This window comes from Pseudomonas paraversuta, assembly GCF_904067025.1.
Lineage (GTDB): Bacteria > Pseudomonadota > Gammaproteobacteria > Pseudomonadales > Pseudomonadaceae > Aquipseudomonas > Aquipseudomonas paraversuta.
In genome coordinates this window covers 4,575,385-4,596,564 of record NZ_CAJFDA010000001.1, presented here as the reverse complement: position 1 = coordinate 4,596,564, position 21,180 = coordinate 4,575,385, and the positions used below count along the sequence as shown (strand labels likewise).

Here is a 21,180-nt window from a genome sequence, read left to right as displayed (position 1 = left end):
TTAGAGGAACAACCCCGGTCCCGGGGCACTTCCTTCGGGGAATCTGACGCCTACTTTGCCTATCTTGTTCCCGTCCATGACGGCCACTGTCCAAATGGTGTTGTTCCACTCCACCTGGTCGCCGACCACCGGAGCGCCGCCGACTTTCTGGGCAATGAAGCTGCTGAGAGGCAGGTCGGGATCGATGCCGTCGAGCTTGAGACCGTACAGCGCCGATACCGCACCCAGCCGGGCGTCGCCTTCGAGCACAAAGTCGCCGAAGAAACGCAGATCCAGGCCTCGGGTCGGCGGCAGGCTGAACAGCTTGCCCAGGGCCGGCAAGTTGTGTTCGTGACCGATCACACAGAGCAGATCGCCGATTTCGAGGGTGGTACTGCCCGACGGATGGAGCAGTTTCTGATCGCGGAACAGGGCAGCGATACGGGTGCCCTCCGGCATTTTCAGTTCCCGCAGGGCGGCACCGATGCACCAGTTTTGTGCGTCGAGCCGGTAAACGAACAGTTCCCACTCACTGGTGGGGTGGACCTCAAGCGCTGCGCGGGACACGGGAGCCAGATCCGGCGGAACCGTGACCTTCAGCAGTTTGGCGACCCAGGGCAGGCTGGTGCCTTGCACCAGAAGGGACACCAGTACGATAAAGAACGCCAGGTTGAAATACAGCTGTGCATTGGGCAAGCCGGCCATCAGCGGGAACACCGCCAGAATGATGGGTACCGCGCCGCGCAGGCCAACCCAGGAGATAAAGGCTTTTTCGCGCCCGTGGAAGGCCTTGAAGGGCAGCAGGCCGACCATCACCGACAGCGGGCGTGCGAACAGAATCATCCACAATGCCAGGGCCAGGGCCGGTACCGCGATGGGCAGCAAGTCGTGGGGGGTGACCAGCAAACCCAGTACCAGGAACATGCCGATCTGGGCCAGCCAGGCCATGCCGTCGAGCATGTGCAAAATGCCGTGGCGGCTGCGAATCGGGCTGTTGCCGATCACCAGACCGCACAGGTAAACCGCGAGGAAGCCGCTGCCATGCAGGGCGTTGGTCAGGGCGAAGACCACCAGCCCGCCCGCTACCACCAGAATCGGGTACAGGCCGTTGGCCAGATGGATGCGGTTGACCATTTGCAGCAGCAGCCAGCCACCCGCCAGGCCCACCGCGCCGCCGATGGCGAATTCGCGCAGCAAGTTGAGCAGCAGGCTCCAGTGCAGGCTGGTTTCGCCGCTGGCGAGCATGTCGATCAGGGTCACGGTGAGGAACACCGCCATCGGGTCGTTGCTGCCGGACTCGATTTCGAGACTGGCCGAGACCCGTTCGTTCAGGCCTTTGCCGCCCAGTAGCGAGAACACTGCAGCCGCATCGGTGGAGCCGACAATGGCGCCGATCAACAGGCCTTGAATCATGTTCAGGTTGAACAGCCAGGCCGCCATCATGCCGGTCAGGCCGGTGGTGATCATTACCCCGACCGTGGCCAGCGAGAGTGCGGGCCATAACGCCACCCGGAAACTCGAGACCCGGGTGCGCAGGCCGCCGTCGAGCAGGATCACCGCCAGGGCGAGGTTGCCTACCAGATACGCAGTGGGGTAATTGTCGAAAATAATCCCGCCGCCATCGACCCCCGCTGTCATGCCCACCGCAAGGATGATGACCAGAATCGGGATGCCCAGACGCGAGGACAGTGAGCTCACCAGAATGCTTGCACCTACCAGCAACGCGCCGATCAAGAACAGGCTGTTGATGGTCGTCGCATTCAAAGGCAGTACTCCAGGAAACCTACAAGACAGGGCGCAAACGGCTTATGCAGTCTGCGTGCCAGCGATTCTAACCTGCGTTCTTGGCGGGCTGTCAAAAAGGTTTTGCCGGGCATGATTGCGCCAGGGGTTGAGGCGGGCAGGACCTGATAAATCTTTTACATCCGGCTCAGAGGAACTTGCATACGGAAGAAATGGAAAAGTCCTGCATTTTTTTGGCTGGGCGGGTTGTATCTGTACATCTCTTTTTATTAAGGAGTGGCACAGTCATGAAACCCACCACTGCGCATAACACGTGTGCGCCGGATGGAAAGCGGGCACTGTTTGACGGCCCGTACCCGCTGTACGTCGTGTCAGTTACCAAGTTTGTACTGTTATATCTTCTGACCGGTGGCGGGTACATTTTCTATTGGTCTTACCGCAACTGGGCGTGCTTCAAAGGTATTGGCGGGGCCCCTATCATGCCGCTCATGCGCGGCCTGTTCTGGCCCTTTTTCATTCTCGAGCTGTTTGACAACATCCAGCGAAGCCTGGATATCAGGGGGCGGGGGTATTTCTGGTATTGCGAGGCCAGAGGGTTGCTGATCATGCTGGTGGTCATGATTTGCATTCTGCTGTCTTTATTCTTTGATCGTCCTTCGGACACGGTTTTTGTGTTGGTGGTGGATGCCGTGCTGATGGCAGGTAGCCTGTTCCTGTTCATCGGCGCCCAGCGCGCAATCAATATATTGGCCGATGACCCGCAGGGCCTGGGTAATCACGGTTTCAGCAGCGGCGATGTGCTGTGGACGCTCTTGGGCGGGATGTGCATGGCGCTGGTGGTTTATATCGTGTTCGCCGTCCGGGCCTGAACGGCCACCCGCAGGTTTATGCAGACATAAAAAAACCGGACCCCTGTGAGGGCGTCCGGTTTTCGCGTTTCAGCCTGCTATCAGCCGATTGTCATCAAGCTTGCGTTACCGCCAGCGGCAGCGGTGTTGACGCTCAGTGCGCGCTCGATCACCAGGCGTTCCAGGGCGATGCTGGTTTCGCCTTGGGACAGACCCTGTACGCCAACGATGGCGCCCGGACGTTTTGCCACTTGCTGGCAGACGTCACGCAGCTGATCGCAGTCGCCGTGATGGACAACGGCGTCGAAGATGACATCGTCCTTGGTCCAGTCAGGCACCAGGGTAATGCGCGCCTTCACTTCTTTTGGCAGGCGTGCAACCAGTGCTTTGGCCAGTTCGCTTTCCGGCAGGACTGCCGAGCTGCCTACGGCCAGGACCGCAGCCAGCTGGGTCAGCAGGTCAGTTTCAACTTCGGCCAGGCACAGTACGTGCTCGCGCGGCAGGATGGCGTAGCTGTTGCGTTCGCCGGTCGGGCCGTTGAGCAGGCGGGTGATGCCGCTTTGCGAGTGAGCCTCGTACTCGGCGCACAGTTCAGCCAGCGCCGCTTGCTGGTTGCTGCTGGCCCAGGCTTGCAGGGCGTGCAGCGGTTTGCTCAGCGCTTCGCGGGCCTGGGTGTCCGGTACGGTGATGGCGTCGACTTTGGCGAACGATTGTTCGATCGCGTTGGCCGGACGGGTCGACAGCAGGCGGTACAGGTACAGCGGGCCGCCGGCTTTCGGGCCGGTGCCGGACAGGCCTTCACCGCCAAAGGGTTGCACGCCGACCACGGCGCCTACGATGTTGCGGTTGACGTAGACGTTACCGGCATTGACGTTGTTGACCACCTTGGCGATGGTTTCGTCGATACGGGTGTGCACGCCCAGCGTCAGGCCGTAACCCGAAGCGTTGATCTGTGCGATCAGCTGGTCGATGTCTTTGCGCTTGTAGCGCACCACGTGCAGGACCGGGCCGAAGATTTCGCGTTCCAGCTCGTCAAAGCTTTCCAGCTCAATCAGGGTCGGCATCACGAAGGTGCCGCGTTTGCACTCTTCGATGTCGGCAATGGCCATCTGGTAGACATTGCGCCCTTTATCACGCATGCCCTGGATGTGCTGTTCGATTCCGGCCTTGGCTTCGGCGTCGATCACCGGGCCAATGTCCACGTTCAGACGTTCCGGGTTGCCCATGCGCGATTCGGCCATGGCACCTTTGAGCATTTCGATGACGCGGTCTGCCGAGTCTTCCTGCAGGCACAGTACGCGCAGGGCAGAGCAACGCTGACCGGCGCTGTCGAAGGCCGAGGACACCACGTCGATGACCACTTGTTCGGTGAGTGCCGAGGAGTCGACGATCATGGCGTTCTGGCCGCCGGTTTCGGCGATCAGCGGGATTGGACGGCCCTGGGCATCCAGGCGGCCGGCCACGTTGCGTTGCAGCAAGCGTGCGACTTCGGTGGAGCCGGTGAACATCACACCCTTGACCCGATCGTCACCGACCAGACGGGCACCTACGGTTTCGCCACGGCCCGGCAGCAATTGCAGCACGCCCTCGGGAATACCGGCTTCGAGCAGAATGCGTACCGCCTGGGCAGCCACCAGCGGCGTTTGTTCCGCAGGCTTGGCCAGTACCGGGTTGCCGGCAGCCAGCGCTGCAGCCACCTGGCCGCTGAAGATGGCCAGCGGGAAGTTCCACGGGCTGATGCAGACCACCGGGCCCAGCGGGCGGTGGGCGTCGTTGGTCAGATCGTTGCGTGCCTGCACTGCGTAGTAACGCAGGAAGTCGACCGCTTCACGGACTTCGGCGATGGCGTTGGCGAAGGTCTTGCCGGCTTCACGGGCCAGCAGGCCCATCAGTGGCTGGATCTCGGCTTCCATCAGGTCGGCAGCACGCTCCAGAATCGCCGCGCGCTCGGCGGGCGGGGTGGCCTGCCAGATCGGGGCTGTGCTCAGGGCACACTGGATGGCGTTGTCGGCGTCTTCAATCGTGGCTTCTTGCACGTAACCGACGATGTCACGCAGGTCGGACGGGTTGAGTACCGCTGCAGCCACTTCGTTGCTCGACGGGCAGCCGAGCATTGGCGCGGCTTTCCAGTCGTTATGGGCCGAGGCCAGCAGGGCGCAGGACAGCGACGCCAGACGGTGTTCGTTGGCCATGTCGATGCCGCTGGAGTTGGCGCGTTCGCTACCGTACAGGTCACGCGGCAGCGGGATGCGCGGGTGCGGCAAGCCGAAGCCGCCTTCCGCGGTCGCCATCTGCTCGATCTGGCTCACTGGATCGGCCACCAACTGGTGGATCGAAATCGAGTGGTCGGCGATGCGGTTGACGAACGAGGTGTTCGCGCCGTTTTCCAGCAGGCGACGTACCAGGTACGCCAGCAGGGTTTCGTGGGTGCCGACCGGTGCGTACACGCGGCACGGACGGTTCAGCTTGCCTTCGGAAACCTTGCCTACCACTTGCTCGTACAGAGGTTCGCCCATGCCGTGCAGGCACTGGAACTCGTACTGACCCGGGTAGTAGTTCTGACCGGCGAGGTGGTAGATGGCCGACAGGGTGTGGGCGTTGTGCGTGGCGAACTGCGGGTAGATGGCCTCAGGTACGGCCAGCAGTTTTTTCGCGCAAGCAATGTAGGAAACGTCGGTGTACACCTTGCGGGTGTAGACCGGATAGCCTTCCAGGCCTTCGACCTGGGCGCGCTTGATTTCGCTGTCCCAGTACGCGCCTTTTACCAGGCGGATCATCAGGCGGTGACGGCTGCGGCGTGCCAGGTCGATCACGTAGTCGATCACGTACGGGCAACGCTTCTGGTAAGCCTGGATCACGAACCCGATACCGTTCCAGCCGCTCAGTTGTGGCTCGAAGCACAGACGCTCCAGCAGGTCGAGCGACAGTTCAAGACGGTCGGCTTCTTCGGCGTCGATGTTGAGGCCGATGTCATATTGTTTGGCCAGCAGGGTCAGCGACAGCAGGATCGGGTACAGCTCGTCCATTACGCGTTCGTACTGGGCGCGGCTGTAGCGCGGGTGCAGGGCCGACAGCTTGATCGAAATGCCCGGGCCTTCGTAAATGCCGCGACCGTTGGAGGCTTTGCCGATCGAGTGGATGGCCTGCTCGTAAGACGCGAGGTACTTTTGCGCGTCATGGGCGGTCAGGGCCGCTTCGCCGAGCATGTCGTAGGAATAGCGGAAGCCTTTGGCTTCAAAGCGCGTGGCGTTGGCCAGGGCTTCGGCGATGGTTTCGCCGGTTACAAACTGTTCGCCCATCAGGCGCATGGCCATGTCGACGCCCTTGCGGATCATCGGCTCGCCGCTTTTGCCAATGATGCGGCTCAGGGAGGAGGTCAGGCCTGCTTCGTTATGGGTCGAGACCAGCTTGCCGGTCAGCAGCAAGCCCCAGGTCGCGGCGTTAACGAACAGCGACGGGCTGTTGCCCAGGTGCGGGTGCCAGTTGCCGGTGCTGATCTTGTCGCGGATCAGGGCGTCACGGGTGCCTTTGTCCGGGATCCGCAGCAGCGCTTCGGCCAGACACATCAGTGCCACGCCTTCCTGGGACGACAGGGAAAACTCTTGCAGCAGGCCCTGGACGATCCCGGCACGGCCACCGGCGCTCTTCTGATTGCGCAGTTTTTCGGCAATCGAGGCCGCCAGGGTCTGGGTCGCTTCAGCCATTGGCGCGGGCAGGCGGGCCTGCTCCAGCAGCATGGGAACCACTTCCGGTTCCGGACGGCGGTAGGCCGAGGTGATGGCTGCGCGCAACACGGATTGCGGCAGGATGCTTTCTGCGAACTCCAGGAAGCACTGATGCGCGTGATCGGCGTGCGCGTCGTCGGCGTCATCGCTGGTAATGCCAGGGATGCCGCTCAACTCATTCAGGGTTGCACCACCCTCGAGTTTTTCCAGGTAATTGAAGATTGCCTGCTTGATCAGCCAGTGTGGCGTGCGATCAATCGAGGTCGCGGCGGCTTTGAGGCGCTCGCGGGTTGGGTCGTCGAGTTTGACCCCAAGGGTGGTGGTAGCCATATTTTTATCCTCATGGGTGCCACATTTGCGTGGCAGCAGCTGGCGGCAAGATTAGCGCTGCGCTGAAGCAGGTGCAACCTAGTGCAACCCGTTTTCTGTCGGAAAAAATCGGCGGTGTGTCTAACCCGAATGTAGGAGCGAGCTTGCTCGCGAGATCTTGAGGGCTTGTGAGGAAAAACTCGCGAGCAAGCTCGCTCCTACCGGGTGGGTTGTATTTAGGCAGTAACAGGGACTTCTTGCTCCGAAAAGGAGCAAAAAAGCTCAATTGAGTTGAAAATGCGACAAGGTGCAACTAGGACGGCAAAAACTGGTTGCACCTTATTTGCTTTGTTGCATAGCATCCGCGGTTAAGGTGCAACCTCGAAATACAGATTGGTTCATCGGCTGGTGGATTTTCTGGGGAAACATCAGTCATAAATGCGCGGCCAGGTTAATCGTCTCAGACAGGACGTTTGTGAGCGTACGGCCAGACCGCCGCTAAACATAAAAACAATGCCAGGGCTTAACTCAATGATTGTAAGTAACCCAACCCTGATCACGTTCGTGATCTATATCTCGGCAATGGTGCTGATCGGCTTTATGGCCTATCGCTCCACCAACAACCTTTCTGACTATATTCTCGGTGGCCGTAGCCTGGGCAGCGTAGTGACTGCATTGTCCGCTGGCGCCTCCGACATGAGCGGCTGGTTGTTGATGGGTTTGCCGGGCGCGATCTATATGTCCGGGCTGTCGGAAAGCTGGATTGCCATCGGTCTGGTGACCGGTGCCTACCTGAACTGGCTGTTTGTTGCCGGCCGTCTGCGGGTGCAGACCGAGCACAACGGTGATGCGCTGACCCTGCCGGATTACTTCTCCAGCCGTTTTGAAGACCAAAGCGGACTGTTGCGGATTATCTCGGCAATCGTGATTCTGGTGTTCTTCACCATCTACTGCGCGTCCGGCATCGTGGCCGGTGCCCGCCTGTTTGAAAGCACCTTCGGCATGTCTTACGAGACTGCGCTGTGGGCCGGTGCTGCAGCGACCATCGCTTACACCTTCGTCGGTGGTTTTCTGGCGGTCAGCTGGACCGACACCGTACAAGCAACCCTGATGATCTTCGCGCTGATCCTGACGCCGATCATCGTGCTGCTGGCCACGGGTGGTGTTGATACCACCTTCCTGGCAATCGAAGCCAACGATCCAAGCAACTTCGACATGCTCAAGGGCACTTCCTTCATCGGCATCATCTCGCTGATGGGCTGGGGTCTGGGTTACTTCGGTCAACCGCACATTCTGGCGCGTTTCATGGCCGCCGATTCGGTGAAGTCGATCGCCAAGGCGCGTCGCATTTCCATGACCTGGATGATCCTGTGCCTGGCCGGTACCGTCGCCGTGGGCTTCTTTGGTATTGCTTACTTCTCGGCACACCCGGAAGTGGCAGGTCCTGTGAATGAAAACCCTGAGCGTGTGTTCATCGAACTGGCCAAGCTGCTGTTCAACCCCTGGATTGCCGGTGTCCTGCTGTCGGCCATTCTGGCGGCCGTGATGAGTACCTTGAGCTGCCAGCTGCTGGTGTGCTCCAGCGCCCTGACCGAGGACTTCTACAAATCTTTCCTGCGCAAGAATGCTTCCCAGAAAGAGCTGGTGTGGGTCGGTCGTCTGATGGTGCTGGCCGTTGCGTTGATCGCAATCGCGCTGGCTGCCAACCCCGAGAACCGCGTTCTGGGCCTGGTTAGCTATGCCTGGGCAGGCTTCGGTGCTGCTTTCGGTCCAGTGGTACTGATCTCGGTACTGTGGAAAGGCATGACTCGCAATGGCGCGCTGGCCGGTATTCTGGTGGGTGCAGTCACTGTGATCGTGTGGAAGCAGTTCTCCCTGTTCGGTCTGTACGAAATCATCCCGGGCTTCATCTTTGCCAGCATTGCCATTGTGCTGGTCAGCTCCATGGGCAAAGGCCCAAGCAAGAAGATGATCGAGCGCTTCGACGCTGCCGAGAAAGATTTCCAGCAAAACAGCTAAGTGTTTTGAGCCAGGGCCAGCTCTGCCGGCCTTGAGAAAAGGCCCGTCTCCTTTGGAGGCGGGCCTTTTTTTTGCTTTGCGCGGCACCGCTGGCCCTGCCTGGCTGCACCGTTTGGCGCGGCCACGGGCTTAACCCCTGACGTTATTCGCTGCACAGGGTAAACTTCGCCCCCTGCGCAGGAGCAACCATGAACTATCGTCACGCCTTCCACGCCGGCAACCACGCCGACGTCTTTAAACACATTGTCTTGACCCGCCTCATCGCCCTGATGTCGCGTAAAGATCAACCTTTTGCCTACCTCGATACCCACGCCGGGATCGGCTTGTACGACCTCAAGGGCGACCAGGCCAATCGCACGGGTGAGTACCTGGAAGGGATTGCGCGGTTGTGGGGCAAGAAGAATTTGCCGGCGGTGACTGCCGATTACATGCAGGTGCTGAACAAAATGAACCCGGATGGCGAGTTGCGCTACTACCCGGGTTCGCCTGAGCTGGCGCGGTGTTTGACTCGTTCCCAGGATCGCGTGTTGCTGAACGAGAAGCACCCGGAAGACGGTGTGTTGCTCAAAGACAACATGAAAGGCGATCGGCGGGTGGCGGTGCATCTGGGTGAAGGCTGGCATGTGCCGCGGGCACTGCTGCCAGTGGCCGAGAAGCGCGGACTGATGCTGATCGACCCGCCGTTTGAAAAGCTCGATGAGATGAAGCGCTGCGCCGAATCGCTGAAAGATGCGATCAGCCGTATGCGTCAAACCGTGGTGGCGATCTGGTACCCGATCAAGGACAAGCGCCAGTTGCGTCGCTTCTATCAGGACCTGGCAGGTTCAGGTGCGCCGAAATTGCTTCAGGTCGAGTTGTTCGTGCACCCTCTGGACACCCCTGGCAGCCTCAATGGCTCCGGCCTGGCCATTGCCAATCCGCCGTGGGGGCTGGAAGAAGAGCTGCGTGAGTTGATGCCGTGGCTGGCCAAGCATCTGGGGCAGACCCAGGGCGGCTTTCAGATGGAATGGTTGATCGCAGAGTAATTGGCATCAGGCAAAACCAATCGCGAGCAAGCTCGCTCCTACAGGTATCAACTAAACCTGTAGGAGCGAGCTTGCTCGCGATGTTGTTTGTGTCACCTCAAATCGGGCAGGTCACGCCGGTGCCACCGATACCGCAGTAGCCTTCCGGGTTTTTCGCCAGGTATTGCTGGTGATAGGCCTCGGCGAAGTAGACCGTAGGGGCCTGGTCGATTTCGGTGGTGATGGTGCCCAGGCCAGCTTTGGTCAGCTCGGCCTGGAATGCGGCTTTGCTGGCCAGTGCCTCATCCAGCTGTTCCGGTGTGGTGCAGTAGATAACCGACCGGTACTGGGTACCGATGTCGTTGCCCTGGCGCATGCCCTGGGTCGGGTTGTGCAGCTCCCAGAACATTTTCAACAGTTCTGCGTAGCTGACTTTGTCCTGGTCGTAGACCACCAGAACCACTTCGGTATGGCCGGTCAGGCCCGAGCAGACTTCTTCGTAGGTCGGGTTCGGGGTGAAGCCGCCGGCGTAGCCCACGACGGTGCTGACTACGCCTTCACGCTGCCAGAACTTGCGTTCTGCGCCCCAGAAACAACCCAGGCCGAAAATGGCAAAGCCGACATTGCCGATAAAGGGGCCCAGCAGCGGGGTGTCTTTGTGTACGAAGTGGTAGTCCGGCAACACCATTGGCGTTTCGCGGCCCGGCAGGGCCTGTTCTTGAGTAGGTAGCACGTTTTTATTCACCAGGATTTCCGAGCGCAAGACCATGTTGCAAGTCCTCTCAGTCAGATTGTAGGAATTAAGATCTGCAGTTTGCCCCAGTGTTACGTCGTTGTCAGGCCAGGGGGCCACGCGGATAGCGTTTGAGTCTGGTCACCAGTTCGCTGCCGGGGATCGGGCGGTCGAACAGGTAACCCTGGCCCACATCGCAACGATGGCGGCGCAGGAACGCCAACTGTGCAGCGGTTTCGATGCCTTCGGCAACCACTTTGAGTTTGAGGTTATGGGCCATGGCGATCACGGCAGAGGTGATCTCCATGTCGTTCTGGTTGTCCGGGATGTCATTGATAAAGCTGCGGTCGATCTTGAGGATGTCGATCGGGAATTTTTTCAGGTAGCTGAGCGATGAATAACCGGTGCCAAAATCGTCCATGGCCAGGGTCAGGCCGAGCTTTTTGAGCTGGTCGAGTTGCAGGCGCGTGTCATCGGTGGCTTCCAGCAGCAGGCCTTCGGTCAGTTCGAGCTCCAGCAGCGAGGCGGGCAGCCGTTCTTCCTTGAGGATGCTGGCAATCGAGGCCACCAGATCCGGGTCGGAAAACTGCTTGGGCGACAAATTGATTGCCACCTGCAGGTTGCCCAGGCCTTCTCCGGCCAGCTGTTTGCTCATGCGGCAGGCCTGGCGCGCGACCCATTTGCCAATCGGAATGATCAACCCGGTTTCCTCGGCCACGCTGATGAACTGGTCAGGGCGGATCATGCCTTTTTCCGGGTGGTTCCAGCGCAGTAGGGCTTCCATGCCCAGCAGCCGGCCGCTGCGCAGGCAGAGTTTGGGCTGGTAGAACACGTCGAGTTCATTTTGCGTCAGGGCTCGGCGCAGATTGTTTTCGACGAAGAGTTTGTAGCTGGCTTCGGCGTTCAGGGCTTCGGTGAACACTTGCACCTGGTGTTTGCCGTTGGCTTTGGCCTTGTGCAGTGCCAGCCCGGCGTTGCGCATCAGGGTTTGCGGGTCGCGCCCGTGCAAGGGCGAGCAGGCGACGCCGACCGAGCCTGTAACGCTGATTAGCTGGTTGTCGACGAACATCGGCTTGTCGAGGGTCATCAGCAGCTGGCTGGCGATTTTCTGCCCGGTCTCCAGGCCCGTATCATCGAGCAGTACGGCGAATTCGTTACTGGCGAAGCGCGCCAGGTTGTCGCTGGGGTTGAGGCTGTTGCGCAACCGTCTGGCCAGGCTGATCAGCAGTTTGTCGCCAGTCTGGTGGCCGAGGCTGTCATTGATGCGCTTGAAGTTGTCGATGTCTACCAGCAGCAGGCATACCTGGGTGGTGCTGTTGCGGGCGAAGCGCTCATCGAGGTTGCGAATGAACGCCGGGCGGTTGCCCAGATTGGTCAGGTTGTCGGTGTAGGCCAGACGCTCGATGCGCTGCTGTGCCAGTTTGGAGTCGGTGATGTCTTCGTAAATGCCGATGTAATGGGTCAGTTCACGGTTGTCGCCATAGACCTTGGAGATCGACATCTGGCCCCAGTAGGGCTCCAGGTTTTTGCGCCGGCTTTTGAATTCGCCTTGCCAGCTATTGCCTTTGCTCAGGCTTGAGTGCGCATCAAACAGCAGATCGCTGAGGTTCTCCAGTGCGGGCAGTTCCGACAGCTTGTGCCCCTGCACTTCGTCGGAACTGTACTGGGTGATGGCGGTAAAGCTGGGGTTGACGTATTCGACCACTCCCATGCAGTTGACCAGCAGGAAAGCGTTGGCGCTTTGTTCGACCGCCCGCTGGAACAGGTGCAGGGCGTTGGTGGCGGTACGCCGGTTGTGGTTGTTGATGACTTGGGCGAACTGGTCAGCCAGTTCGCCGGCAAAGGCAATTTCATCCGCCTGCCAGACCCGGGTTTTGCCGGTTTGCTCCAGGCACAGCACGCCGACCACCTGGCCGTCGATGCGGATACTGGCATCGAGCATGGCGTTGGCATCGCTTCGACCCGGGCTCGCCATCAGCTCGCGGGTGCGCGGGTCATGGTTGGCATTCTGGGCATCGATGGAGCGGCTGGTGTGCAGGGCTTCGAGATAGTCCGGAAACGCGCTGGCGTCGAAAATTCCCTGCTCGACAAAGGCCTGGCTTTCGCGCTGATACGCAGAGATAGGCAGCAGCTGGTTGCCTTCAAGGTTCCACAGGCTGGCGCCGTCCACTTGATAAATCTCGCAGGCGCTACGGGTAATCAGTTCCGCTGCCTCTTGCAGCGAGTTGTGCTGGCTATACCGGTGGCGGGCCAGCAGCAGGATCAGATCCTGTTGCGCCCGCACCCGCTCCAGATGCTGGAGTTGCTCTTGCTGGGCCCGCTGGTTGAGCTCCAGGGCGATGTGCAGGCGGCTGTGCTGGGTTTCGGGCCCGGCTGGCGGCGCAGCAGGCAGTGCGCTGTTGACCGCGCTTTCGACCACCAGCAGGTAGCCGCGCAGCAAGTGCCGATTGTGCTGTTTGTAAGCTTCGCCCAGCTCCATCAGGTTCAGCGCGCCCTGGGGGGTGTGCAGGGTGTAATGCACCACGTAGTGGGGGCTGGTCCTGAGTTGCAGTTCAATCGCGTCATGCAGCTGGTAGCGGGCCTTGGGCTCCATCAGGCTGGCATAGGGCGAGCCGGTGAGCGCGCACAGCTCTGCCGCTGGCAGGCCAAACTGGCGTTCGCAGTGGGGGTCCAGGTAGAGCAGTGCCCAGCTGGCTTCATTAAGCCGTTCGAAACGCAGCATGCCGAGCCGGGAGGGCACGGGTAACTGGGTCACGACCTCGGCTGCCATACGCAGGGCAGCATCGGGTTGGCTTTTCATTAAGACACTCGCTTTACAAATGCTGATTGCACACGGGCTGGCGCCCTGTTCCTGCGGTCTGTGGTCTGTGGTCTGCGGCAAGGTTGCATCAAGCTCACGACGCTGACAAGTGAGCATGCAGGCTCAGGTCGCTATCGGCAGGCTTGCCGATAGCTGCAGGTTGTCCGTCGGCTGTTACGCTTTTATGACTCGCCGGCTTCAGGGGCCGGCAGGCTGTAATCATCCCTGGCAAGCCGGCTCCCGCAGGGTTATGGGGGAAGCGGCTGGCCAGCAAAAAATGCGGGCAAAAAAAGCCCCGCCAAACGGGCGGGGTTGAGGTACGAGCGTGGCGCTCGGAAAACTGTGCGCTACTCCGGCCTTCCCTGGGGAAGGCCGGGGCGTGGCTTACAACAGGATGGTGCGGATGTCGCCCAGCAAGTCGCTCAGGCGCTTGGTGAAGCGTGCAGCCGCTGCGCCGTTGATCACACGGTGATCGTAGGACAGCGACAGCGGCAGCATCAGTTTCGGCTGGAAGGCTTTGCCGTCCCAGACTGGCTGGATGGTTGCCTTGGAAACGCCGAGGATCGCCACTTCCGGTGCGTTGACGATCGGCGTGAAGCCGGTGCCGCCAATGTGCCCGAGGCTGGAAATGGTGAAGCAGGCGCCCTGCATGTCGTCAGCGGTGAGCTTCTTGTCGCGGGCCTTGGCAGCCAGTGCGGCGGCCTCGGCAGCAAGCTGCAACAGGCTTTTCTGGTCGACGTTTTTGATCACAGGGACCAGCAGGCCATCCGGGGTGTCTACGGCAAAGCCGATGTTGACGTACTTCTTGCGGATGATCGCTTTGCCGCTTGGCGCCAGCGAGCTGTTGAAGTCCGGCATTTCCTTGAGCAGGTGGGCGCAGGACTTGAGCAGCAGAGGCAGTACGGTCAGCTTGACGCCGGCTTTTTCTGCGACGGCTTTTTGCGCGACGCGGAAGGCTTCCAGCTCGGTGATGTCAGCCTGGTCGAACTGGGTCACGTGCGGGATGTTCAGCCAGCTGCGGTGCAGGCTCGACGCGCCGATTTGCATCAGGCGGGTCATGGCCACTTCTTCAACTTCGCCGAAGCGGCTGAAGTCCACTACCGGGATCGGAGGAATGCCCGCGCCGCCGGTTGCACCGGCTGCCGGAGCTTCCTTGGCCTTCTGCATCATGGTTTTGACGTAAGCCTGCACGTCTTCTTTGATCACACGACCATGGGGGCCGCTTGGGCTGACCGCGCTCAGCTCGACGCCGAACTCGCGGGCCAGTTGACGCACGGCGGGGCCGGCGTGAACTTTGGCACCGCTTGCTGCTGGTGCAGCGGCCGGGGCTGGGGCTGGTGCCGCAGCTTTGGCAGCCGGTGCAGCAGGTGCCGCAGCAGGCGCTTCAGCTTTGGCCGCAGCAGGAGCTGCAGCCTGGGCCGGTGCCGCTGGCGCAGCAGCGCCCGCGACCTTGAGCTTGAGGATGAAGTCGCCAGTGCCGACTTCGTCATCCAGCTTGACCGAAATGCTTTCAACCACACCGGCGGCCGGCGATGGAATTTCCATGCTGGCTTTGTCGGATTCGAGGGTGATCAGCGATTGATCAGCCTCAACGGTATCGCCGGCCTTGACCAGGATCTCGATGATCTTGGCTTTGCCCGACGAGCCGATGTCCGGGACGTGAATGTCCTGGACGGTGGATTGTGCAGGTGCTGCAGCCGGGGCCGCAGGGGCCTCGGCAGCAGGGGCGGCAGCCGGTTTTTCTGCAGCGGCAGGTGCCGCTGCAGGGGCTGGTGCTTCAGGGGCTGCAGCGCCACCTTCAACTTCCAGCTCCAGCAGTTCGTCGCCTTCTTTCAGGCGGTCGCCCAGCTTGACCTTCAGGCTCTTGACGACGCCGGCCTTGGGAGCAGGGATTTCCATGCTCGCCTTGTCCGACTCCAGGGTCAGGATGCTTTGATCGGCTTCGATACGGTCGCCGACCTTTACAAACAGTTCGATGACTTCGCCGTCACCGCTGCCGATGTCAGGTACTCGAATGAGTTCGCTCACAAAAATTCTCCTCAGCAGTCCAGTGGGTTGCGTTTTTCCGGGTTGATGCCGAACTTGACGATGGCTTCAGCCACCACTTTCGGTTCGATATCGCCACGGTCAGCCAATGCTTCAAGGGCTGCCAACACCACGAAGTGACGGTCTACTTCAAAGAAGTGACGCAGTTTTTTGCGGCTGTCGCTGCGGCCGAAACCATCAGTGCCCAGCACTTTGAATTCCTTGACCGGTACCCACTGGCGAATCTGCTCGGCGAACAGCTTCATGTAGTCGGTGGAGGCAATGACCGGACCTTTACGGCCAGTCAGGCACTCTTCGACATAGCTCAGCTGAGGCTTCTGGCCCGGGTGCAGACGGTTGCTGCGCTCAACGGCCAGGCCGTCGCGACGCAGTTCGTTGAAGCTGGTAACGCTCCATACGTCAGCACCGATGTTGAAGTCTTCACGCAGGATTTTCGCCGCTTCACGCACTTCGCGCAGGATGGTGCCGGAGCCCATCAGCTGAACGTGGTGAGCTGCTTCCTTGGTGTCTTCTTCAAGCAGGTACATGCCCTTGACGATGCCTTCCTCAACACCGGCCGGCATGGCTGGCTGCTGGTACGACTCGTTCATCACGGTGATGTAGTAGAAGACGTCCTGTTGCTCTTCGGTCATCTTCTTCATGCCGTCCTGAATGATCACCGCCAGCTCGTAGCCGTAGGTCGGATCAAAGGTGCGGCAGTTCGGGATAGTGCTGGCCAGGATGTGGCTGTGACCGTCTTCGTGCTGCAGGCCTTCACCGTTGAGCGTGGTACGCCCGGCGGTGCCGCCGATCAGGAAGCCACGGGTGCGGCTGTCGCCGGCGGCCCAGGCCAGGTCGCCAATACGCTGGAAACCGAACATCGAGTAGAAGATGTAGAACGGCAGCATTGGCTGGTTGTGGTTGGAGTACGAAGTACCGGCGGCGATGAAGGAGCTCATAGCGCCTGCTTCGTTGATGCCTTCTTCGAGAATCTGACCTTTCTTGTCTTCGCGGTAGAACATCACCTGGTCTTTATCAACCGGCTCGTAGAGCTGGCCGACGGACGAGTAGATGCCCAGCTGGCGGAACATGCCTTCCATACCGAAGGTACGGGCTTCGTCCGGGATGATCGGAACGATGCGCTGACCGATGTCCTTGTCCTTCACCAGCTGTGCCAGGATGCGCACGAACGCCATGGTGGTGGAAATTTCACGGTCGCCGGAACCGTCAAGGATGGCCTTGAGCGTGTCCAGTGGCGGGGTAGGGATGCTCAGGCTCTTGGCGCGGCGCTGAGGGACGAAGCCGCCCAGTGCAGTGCGACGTTCGCTCAGGTAGCGGGCTTCGGCGCTGCCTTCTTCGGGTTTGAAGAATGGCAGGCTTTCGATTTCGTCGTCTTTGACCGGAATGTCGAAACGGTCGCGGAACAGCTTCAGGCTTTCAACATCAACTTTCTTGGTGTTGTGCGCAGTGTTCTTCGCTTCGCCGGCACCGGTGCCATAACCCTTGATGGTCTTGGCCAGGATGACGGTTGGCTGGTTTTTGTGGTTGACCGCTTCGTGGTACGCCGCATAGACCTTGTACGGGTCGTGGCCGCCACGGTTGAGCTTCCAGATCTCGTCGTCGGACAGATCGGCAACCATCGCCTTGAGTTCTGGCGTGTTGAAGAAGTGCTCGCGCACGAACGCGCCGTCTTTGGCTTTGTAGTTCTGGTACTCGCCGTCGATGACTTCGTCCATGCGACGTTGCAGGATACCGTCGACGTCCTTGGCCAGCAGCGGGTCCCAGAAACGGCCCCAGATGACTTTGGTCACGTTCCAGTGAGCGCCGCGGAACACGCCTTCGAGTTCCTGGATGATCTTGCCGTTGCCGCGAACCGGGCCATCAAGGCGCTGCAGGTTGCAGTTGATGACGAAGATCAGGTTGTCGAGGTTTTCGCGGCCTGCCAGGGAGATGGCGCCCAGGGATTCCGGCTCGTCACACTCGCCGTCACCCAGGAAGCACCAGACTTTTTGCTTGCCGGCAGGAATGTAGCCACGGGCTTCCAGGTACTTCATGAAGCGTGCCTGGTAGATCGCCTGGATCGGGCCAAGGCCCATGGATACAGTCGGGAACTGCCAGAAGTCGGGCATCAGCCAAGGGTGCGGGTAGGACGACAGGCCCTGACCGTCGACTTCCTGGCGGAAGTTGTTCATTTGATCTTCGGTGATGCGGCCTTCCATGAACGCGCGGGCGTAAACGCCTGGCGAGGTGTGACCCTGGAAGTAGATCAGGTCGCCGCCATGTTCTTCGGTCGGAGCCTGGAAGAAGTAGTTGAAACCGATGTCATACAGCGTTGCGCTGGAAGCGAAACTGGAGATGTGACCGCCCAGGTCAGAATCTTTCAAGTTCGTGCGCATGACCATCGCCATCGCGTTCCAGCGTACCAGCGAGCGAATGCGGCGTTCCATGAACAGGTCGCCAGGCATGCGTGCTTCGTGGGTAACGGGAATCGTGTTGCGGTATGGCGTGGTGATGGCGTACGGCAGTTGCGAACCGGTGCGTGTAGCGAGCTCACCCATACGGGTCATCAGATAGTGAGCGCGTTCTTCGCCTTCTTTGTCGAGAACCGATTCCAGGGCGTCCAGCCATTCCTGGGTTTCGACGGGATCGAGGTCTTGCATGGCTTGCTCCAGGGCGGAAAGGCTTCCAGAATCGGTTGCCTGAGTTTGCGACTGGCCTTGTGGGCAGACGACATAAATTCTTGGATGACCGGAGGGTTGATTCCGGCGTTGTGTAGTTTTACTACAAATCGTCGGCCATTTCAGCCTTTCGAGTATGTTGCTCAGTAGTAAAACTACAGGAAAGCATAGGGTGCTTGCCTGTTGCGTTGTGTGAAAAATCGATATTGTTAGTGCTTGATTTGCAATTTGATCTTCAGATTGCAGGTTGGCTGCCAATTAAATAGAAATTTCAGCTATTTGTAACCTTTGTTCGACAGTCGGATTTAACCGCTGTTTCTTCCTGTCACCGTACTCGGCAACACCTTCGCCGATCAAGGATAGACCATGAGCCTTCCCTCGCTTGCCGCAATTCCGAGCCTTTTATTGCCACTTGTCAGCCGTAGCGAGCAGTCATGGCGCGCTGCTGTTGCGCAACTTGCCGGCGAGCACGGGCTTGATGACTGGTCGCCAGAGCGCTGGGCTGCCTTTGAGCGGGTGAGTGCGGCGAGCGACTTCTTTATTGAACAGTCATTACGTGATCCTGTGATGTTGCTTGATCTGGTGCGCAGTGGGGAGCTGGACCGCAGTTTCAAACCTGGTGAGTTGTGCGGGCAAATCGCAGAAGCTGTCGAGACGGCCGCCACCGATGACGAATTGGGGCGCGTGCTGCGGCGTCAGCGCACCCGTCAGCAAATCCGGATTATCTGGCGTGACCTCAACCGCCAGGCCGATCTGGTTGAAACCTGCCGCGACCTGTCGGACATGGCCGATGCCAGCATCGATCAGGCCTATCGCTGGTTGTATCAGCGCCATTGCCAGCAATTCGGTACGCCTACCGGGCATCGCAGTGGCGAACCGCAGCCAATGGTGATTCTGGGGATGGGCAAGCTGGGCGCCGTGGAGCTCAACCTGTCATCGGACATCGACCTGATTTTCGCCTACCCCGAGGGCGGCGAAACCGTCGGGGCAAAGCGTGCGCTGGACAATCAGGAGTTCTTTATCCGTCTGGGCCAGCGTCTGATCAAGGCCCTGGACCCGATGACCGTTGACGGTTTTGTATTCCGTGTCGACATGCGCCTGCGCCCTTACGGTTCCTCGGGGGCCCTGGTGCTGAGTTTCAACGCTCTGGAGCAGTACTACCAGGACCAGGGGCGCGACTGGGAGCGCTACGCCATGATCAAGGCCCGGGTCGTGGCCGGTGATCAGGCGATGGGGGCACAGTTGCTCAGTTTGCTGCGCCCGTTCGTGTACCGGCGCTACCTCGATTTTTCGGCGATAGAAGCCCTGCGCACCATGAAACAGCTGATCCAGCAGGAAGTGCGGCGCAAGGGCATGGCCGACAACATCAAGCTGGGTGCCGGCGGGATTCGTGAAGTCGAGTTTATCGCCCAGGCCTTCCAGCTGATCCACGGCGGCCGCGACCTCAGCCTGCAGCAGCGTCCGCTGCTGACAGTGCTGGGCATTCTCGAAGGCCAGGGCTACCTGCCCGCGCAGGTGGTCAGCGAGTTGCGTGAAGGTTACGAATTTCTGCGTTACACCGAACACGCCATTCAGGCCATTGCCGATCGCCAGACCCAAATGCTGCCGGACACCGAGCAGGATCAGGCGCGTATCGCATTCATGATGGGGTTCGACAGCTGGGCCGCGTTCCATGAACAGTTGATGATGTGGCGCGGCCGTATCGACTGGCATTTCCGTCAGGTGATTGCCGATCCGGACGAAGAAGAGGACATCGACGAAGGTGAGCTGATCGTCGGCGGTGAGTGGTTGCCGTTGTGGGAAGAAGTCCAGGATGACGCCGCGGCCTGCGCGCAACTGCAGGAAGCCGGGTTTGTCGATGCCCCCAATGCCTTGAAGCAACTGGCCAGCCTGCGCTCCAGCCCGCAACTGCGTGCCATGCAGCGTTTGGGCCGCGAGCGGCTGGATGCCTTTATTCCGCGTTTGCTGGCTCAGGCGGTCGAACATGCCAACCCCGATCTGGTGCTGGAACGGGTGTTGCCGCTGGTGGAGGCGGTGGCCCGGCGTTCCGCGTATCTAGTGTTGCTGACCGAAAACCCTGACGCCCTGCGGCGCCTGCTGACCCTGTGTGCGGCCAGTCCATGGATTGCCGAACAGATCACCCGCTTCCCGCTGTTGCTCGATGAGTTGCTCAATGAAAGTCGTCTGTTCAAGCCGCCCCTGGCCCCGGAGCTGGCCGCTGAACTGCGCGAACGCCTGACGCGGATCCCCGAGGACGACCTTGAGCAGCAAATGGAGGCCTTGCGTAACTTCAAACTGGCCCACCGCCTGCGGGTTGCGGCCTCGGAAATTGCCGGCAGCCTGCCTTTAATGAAGGTCAGCGATTACCTCACCTGGCTGGCCGAAGCCATTCTGCAGCAAGTGCTGGCGCTGGCCTGGCGCCAGACAGTGGCCAAGTACGGCACGCCGCAGCGGGCCGACGGCAGTCTGTGCGATCCCGGTTTCATTATCGTGGGCTATGGCAAAGTGGGCGGGATCGAGCTGGGGCACGGCTCGGATCTGGATCTGGTGTTTATTCACGATGGCGACCCCAACGCTGACACCGATGGTCCCAAGCCCATTGACAGCGCGCAGTTTTTCACCCGTCTGGGCCAGCGCATCATCCACTTGCTGACGGCCCAGACCAACTCCGGGCAGCTGTATGAAGTTGACATGCGCTTGCGCCCGTCAGGCGCTTCAGGGCTGTTGGTCAGCTCGCTCGGCGCTTTCGAGCGCTACCAGCAAAGCGAAGCCTGGACCTGGGAACACCAGGCGCTGGTGCGGGCCAGGGTCCTGGTCGGTTGCAAGCAAGTGGGCGCAGCATTCGAGCAAGTGCGTGCGAGCATTCTGTGCCGGGAGCGCGATTTGCCGACCCTGCGCCAGGAAGTCAGCGAGATGCGGGCCAAAATGCGTGGCAACCTCGGTACCCGGATCACTGCTGCAGGCACCGCGGAAAATGCCTTCCAGGCCACGGTGCCGTTCGACCTCAAGCAGGACGCCGGTGGTATCGTCGATATTGAATTTATGGTGCAATACGCGGCTCTGGCCTGGTCCAGGGAACACCCTGCGGTACTGCGCTACACCGATAACATCCGCATTCTGGAAGGGCTGGAGCAGGACGGGCTGATACCCGCCGCTGATGCTGCCCTGTTGCGCGAGGCTTACAAGGCCTTTCGCGCCGTAGCCCACCGGCAAGCCTTGCAGAAGGAGGCCGGGGTGGTCACGGGGGATCAATTTGTGGTCGAACGTCAACACGTACGGCGCATTTGGTCTGAGCTAGGATTGAGCTAGAAAACGTA

The 21,180-nt window shown here is 60.2% G+C and carries 10 protein-coding genes; 4 read left to right on the top strand and 6 right to left on the bottom strand.

The genetic code is table 11. The features are described from left to right. Positions 1–1,743 carry a potassium/proton antiporter gene (locus JQ848_RS20785; RefSeq protein WP_003438877.1) on the bottom strand — a complete coding sequence of 581 codons (1,743 nt, stop codon included), beginning with the start codon at positions 1,741–1,743 and terminating at the stop codon, positions 1–3. Between the two features lie 266 nt (positions 1,744–2,009). Between JQ848_RS20785 and JQ848_RS20780 the strand changes: the two genes are divergently transcribed. Then, positions 2,010–2,591: a hypothetical protein gene (locus JQ848_RS20780; RefSeq protein WP_010656271.1), complete on the top strand. Its 582-nt coding sequence runs from the start codon at positions 2,010–2,012 to the stop codon at positions 2,589–2,591. Between the two features lie 80 nt (positions 2,592–2,671). Here JQ848_RS20780 and putA read toward each other — a convergent pair whose 3' ends face one another. Continuing rightward, positions 2,672–6,625 carry a trifunctional transcriptional regulator/proline dehydrogenase/L-glutamate gamma-semialdehyde dehydrogenase gene (putA, locus tag JQ848_RS20775; protein ID WP_160626313.1) on the bottom strand — a complete coding sequence of 1,318 codons (3,954 nt, stop codon included), beginning with the start codon at positions 6,623–6,625 and terminating at the stop codon, positions 2,672–2,674. A gap of 510 nt (positions 6,626–7,135) precedes the next feature. Between putA and putP the strand changes: the two genes are divergently transcribed. Continuing rightward, positions 7,136–8,623 (top strand): sodium/proline symporter PutP, encoded by a 1,488-nt coding sequence (gene putP, locus JQ848_RS20770; RefSeq protein ID WP_003438880.1) that lies wholly within the window; start codon positions 7,136–7,138, stop codon positions 8,621–8,623. Positions 8,624–8,811: 188 nt separating this feature from the next. After that, a complete protein-coding gene (locus JQ848_RS20765; RefSeq protein ID WP_003438881.1) occupies positions 8,812–9,648 on the top strand; it encodes a 23S rRNA (adenine(2030)-N(6))-methyltransferase RlmJ in 837 nt (278 codons plus the stop codon). Between the two features lie 97 nt (positions 9,649–9,745). On the opposite strand, the gene msrA is transcribed toward JQ848_RS20765, so the two are convergent. From msrA to aceE, 4 genes are all read right to left on the bottom strand, one after another. Continuing rightward, the gene (msrA, locus tag JQ848_RS20760) at positions 9,746–10,396 is read right to left on the bottom strand and encodes a peptide-methionine (S)-S-oxide reductase MsrA (protein ID WP_003438892.1); all 651 of its coding nucleotides are present in this window, start codon (positions 10,394–10,396) and stop codon (positions 9,746–9,748) included. Positions 10,397–10,463: 67 nt separating this feature from the next. Continuing rightward, on the bottom strand, positions 10,464–13,160 hold the full coding sequence (locus JQ848_RS20755; RefSeq protein ID WP_202211093.1) for a sensor domain-containing phosphodiesterase: 2,697 nt from the start codon (positions 13,158–13,160) through the stop codon (positions 10,464–10,466). A 384-nt stretch (positions 13,161–13,544) separates the two neighbouring features. Next, a complete protein-coding gene (aceF, locus tag JQ848_RS20750) occupies positions 13,545–15,188 on the bottom strand; it encodes a dihydrolipoyllysine-residue acetyltransferase (RefSeq protein ID WP_003438897.1) in 1,644 nt (547 codons plus the stop codon). An 11-nt stretch (positions 15,189–15,199) separates the two neighbouring features. Further along, positions 15,200–17,845 (bottom strand): pyruvate dehydrogenase (acetyl-transferring), homodimeric type, encoded by a 2,646-nt coding sequence (gene aceE, locus JQ848_RS20745; RefSeq protein WP_003438900.1) that lies wholly within the window; start codon positions 17,843–17,845, stop codon positions 15,200–15,202. A 384-nt stretch (positions 17,846–18,229) separates the two neighbouring features. Here aceE and glnE point away from each other — a divergent pair, with 384 nt between their 5' ends. Then, the gene (glnE, locus tag JQ848_RS20740) at positions 18,230–21,172 is read left to right on the top strand and encodes a bifunctional [glutamate--ammonia ligase]-adenylyl-L-tyrosine phosphorylase/[glutamate--ammonia-ligase] adenylyltransferase (RefSeq protein WP_160626309.1); all 2,943 of its coding nucleotides are present in this window, start codon (positions 18,230–18,232) and stop codon (positions 21,170–21,172) included. Positions 21,173–21,180: the final 8 nt, after the last annotated feature.

What these genes read in the sequence shown, in the direction of transcription:
- putA (WP_160626313.1), bottom strand. Translation starts at nt 6,625, where the DNA reads ATGGCTACCACCACCCTTGGGGTCAAACTCGACGACCCAACCCGCGAG.
- aceE (WP_003438900.1), bottom strand. Translation starts at nt 17,845, where the DNA reads ATGCAAGACCTCGATCCCGTCGAAACCCAGGAATGGCTGGACGCCCTG.
- msrA (WP_003438892.1), bottom strand. Translation starts at nt 10,396, where the DNA reads ATGGTCTTGCGCTCGGAAATCCTGGTGAATAAAAACGTGCTACCTACT.
- glnE (WP_160626309.1), top strand. Translation starts at nt 18,230, where the DNA reads ATGAGCCTTCCCTCGCTTGCCGCAATTCCGAGCCTTTTATTGCCACTT.
- JQ848_RS20755 (WP_202211093.1), bottom strand. Translation starts at nt 13,160, where the DNA reads ATGAAAAGCCAACCCGATGCTGCCCTGCGTATGGCAGCCGAGGTCGTG.
- JQ848_RS20780 (WP_010656271.1), top strand. Translation starts at nt 2,010, where the DNA reads ATGAAACCCACCACTGCGCATAACACGTGTGCGCCGGATGGAAAGCGG.
- JQ848_RS20765 (WP_003438881.1), top strand. Translation starts at nt 8,812, where the DNA reads ATGAACTATCGTCACGCCTTCCACGCCGGCAACCACGCCGACGTCTTT.
- putP (WP_003438880.1), top strand. Translation starts at nt 7,136, where the DNA reads ATGATTGTAAGTAACCCAACCCTGATCACGTTCGTGATCTATATCTCG.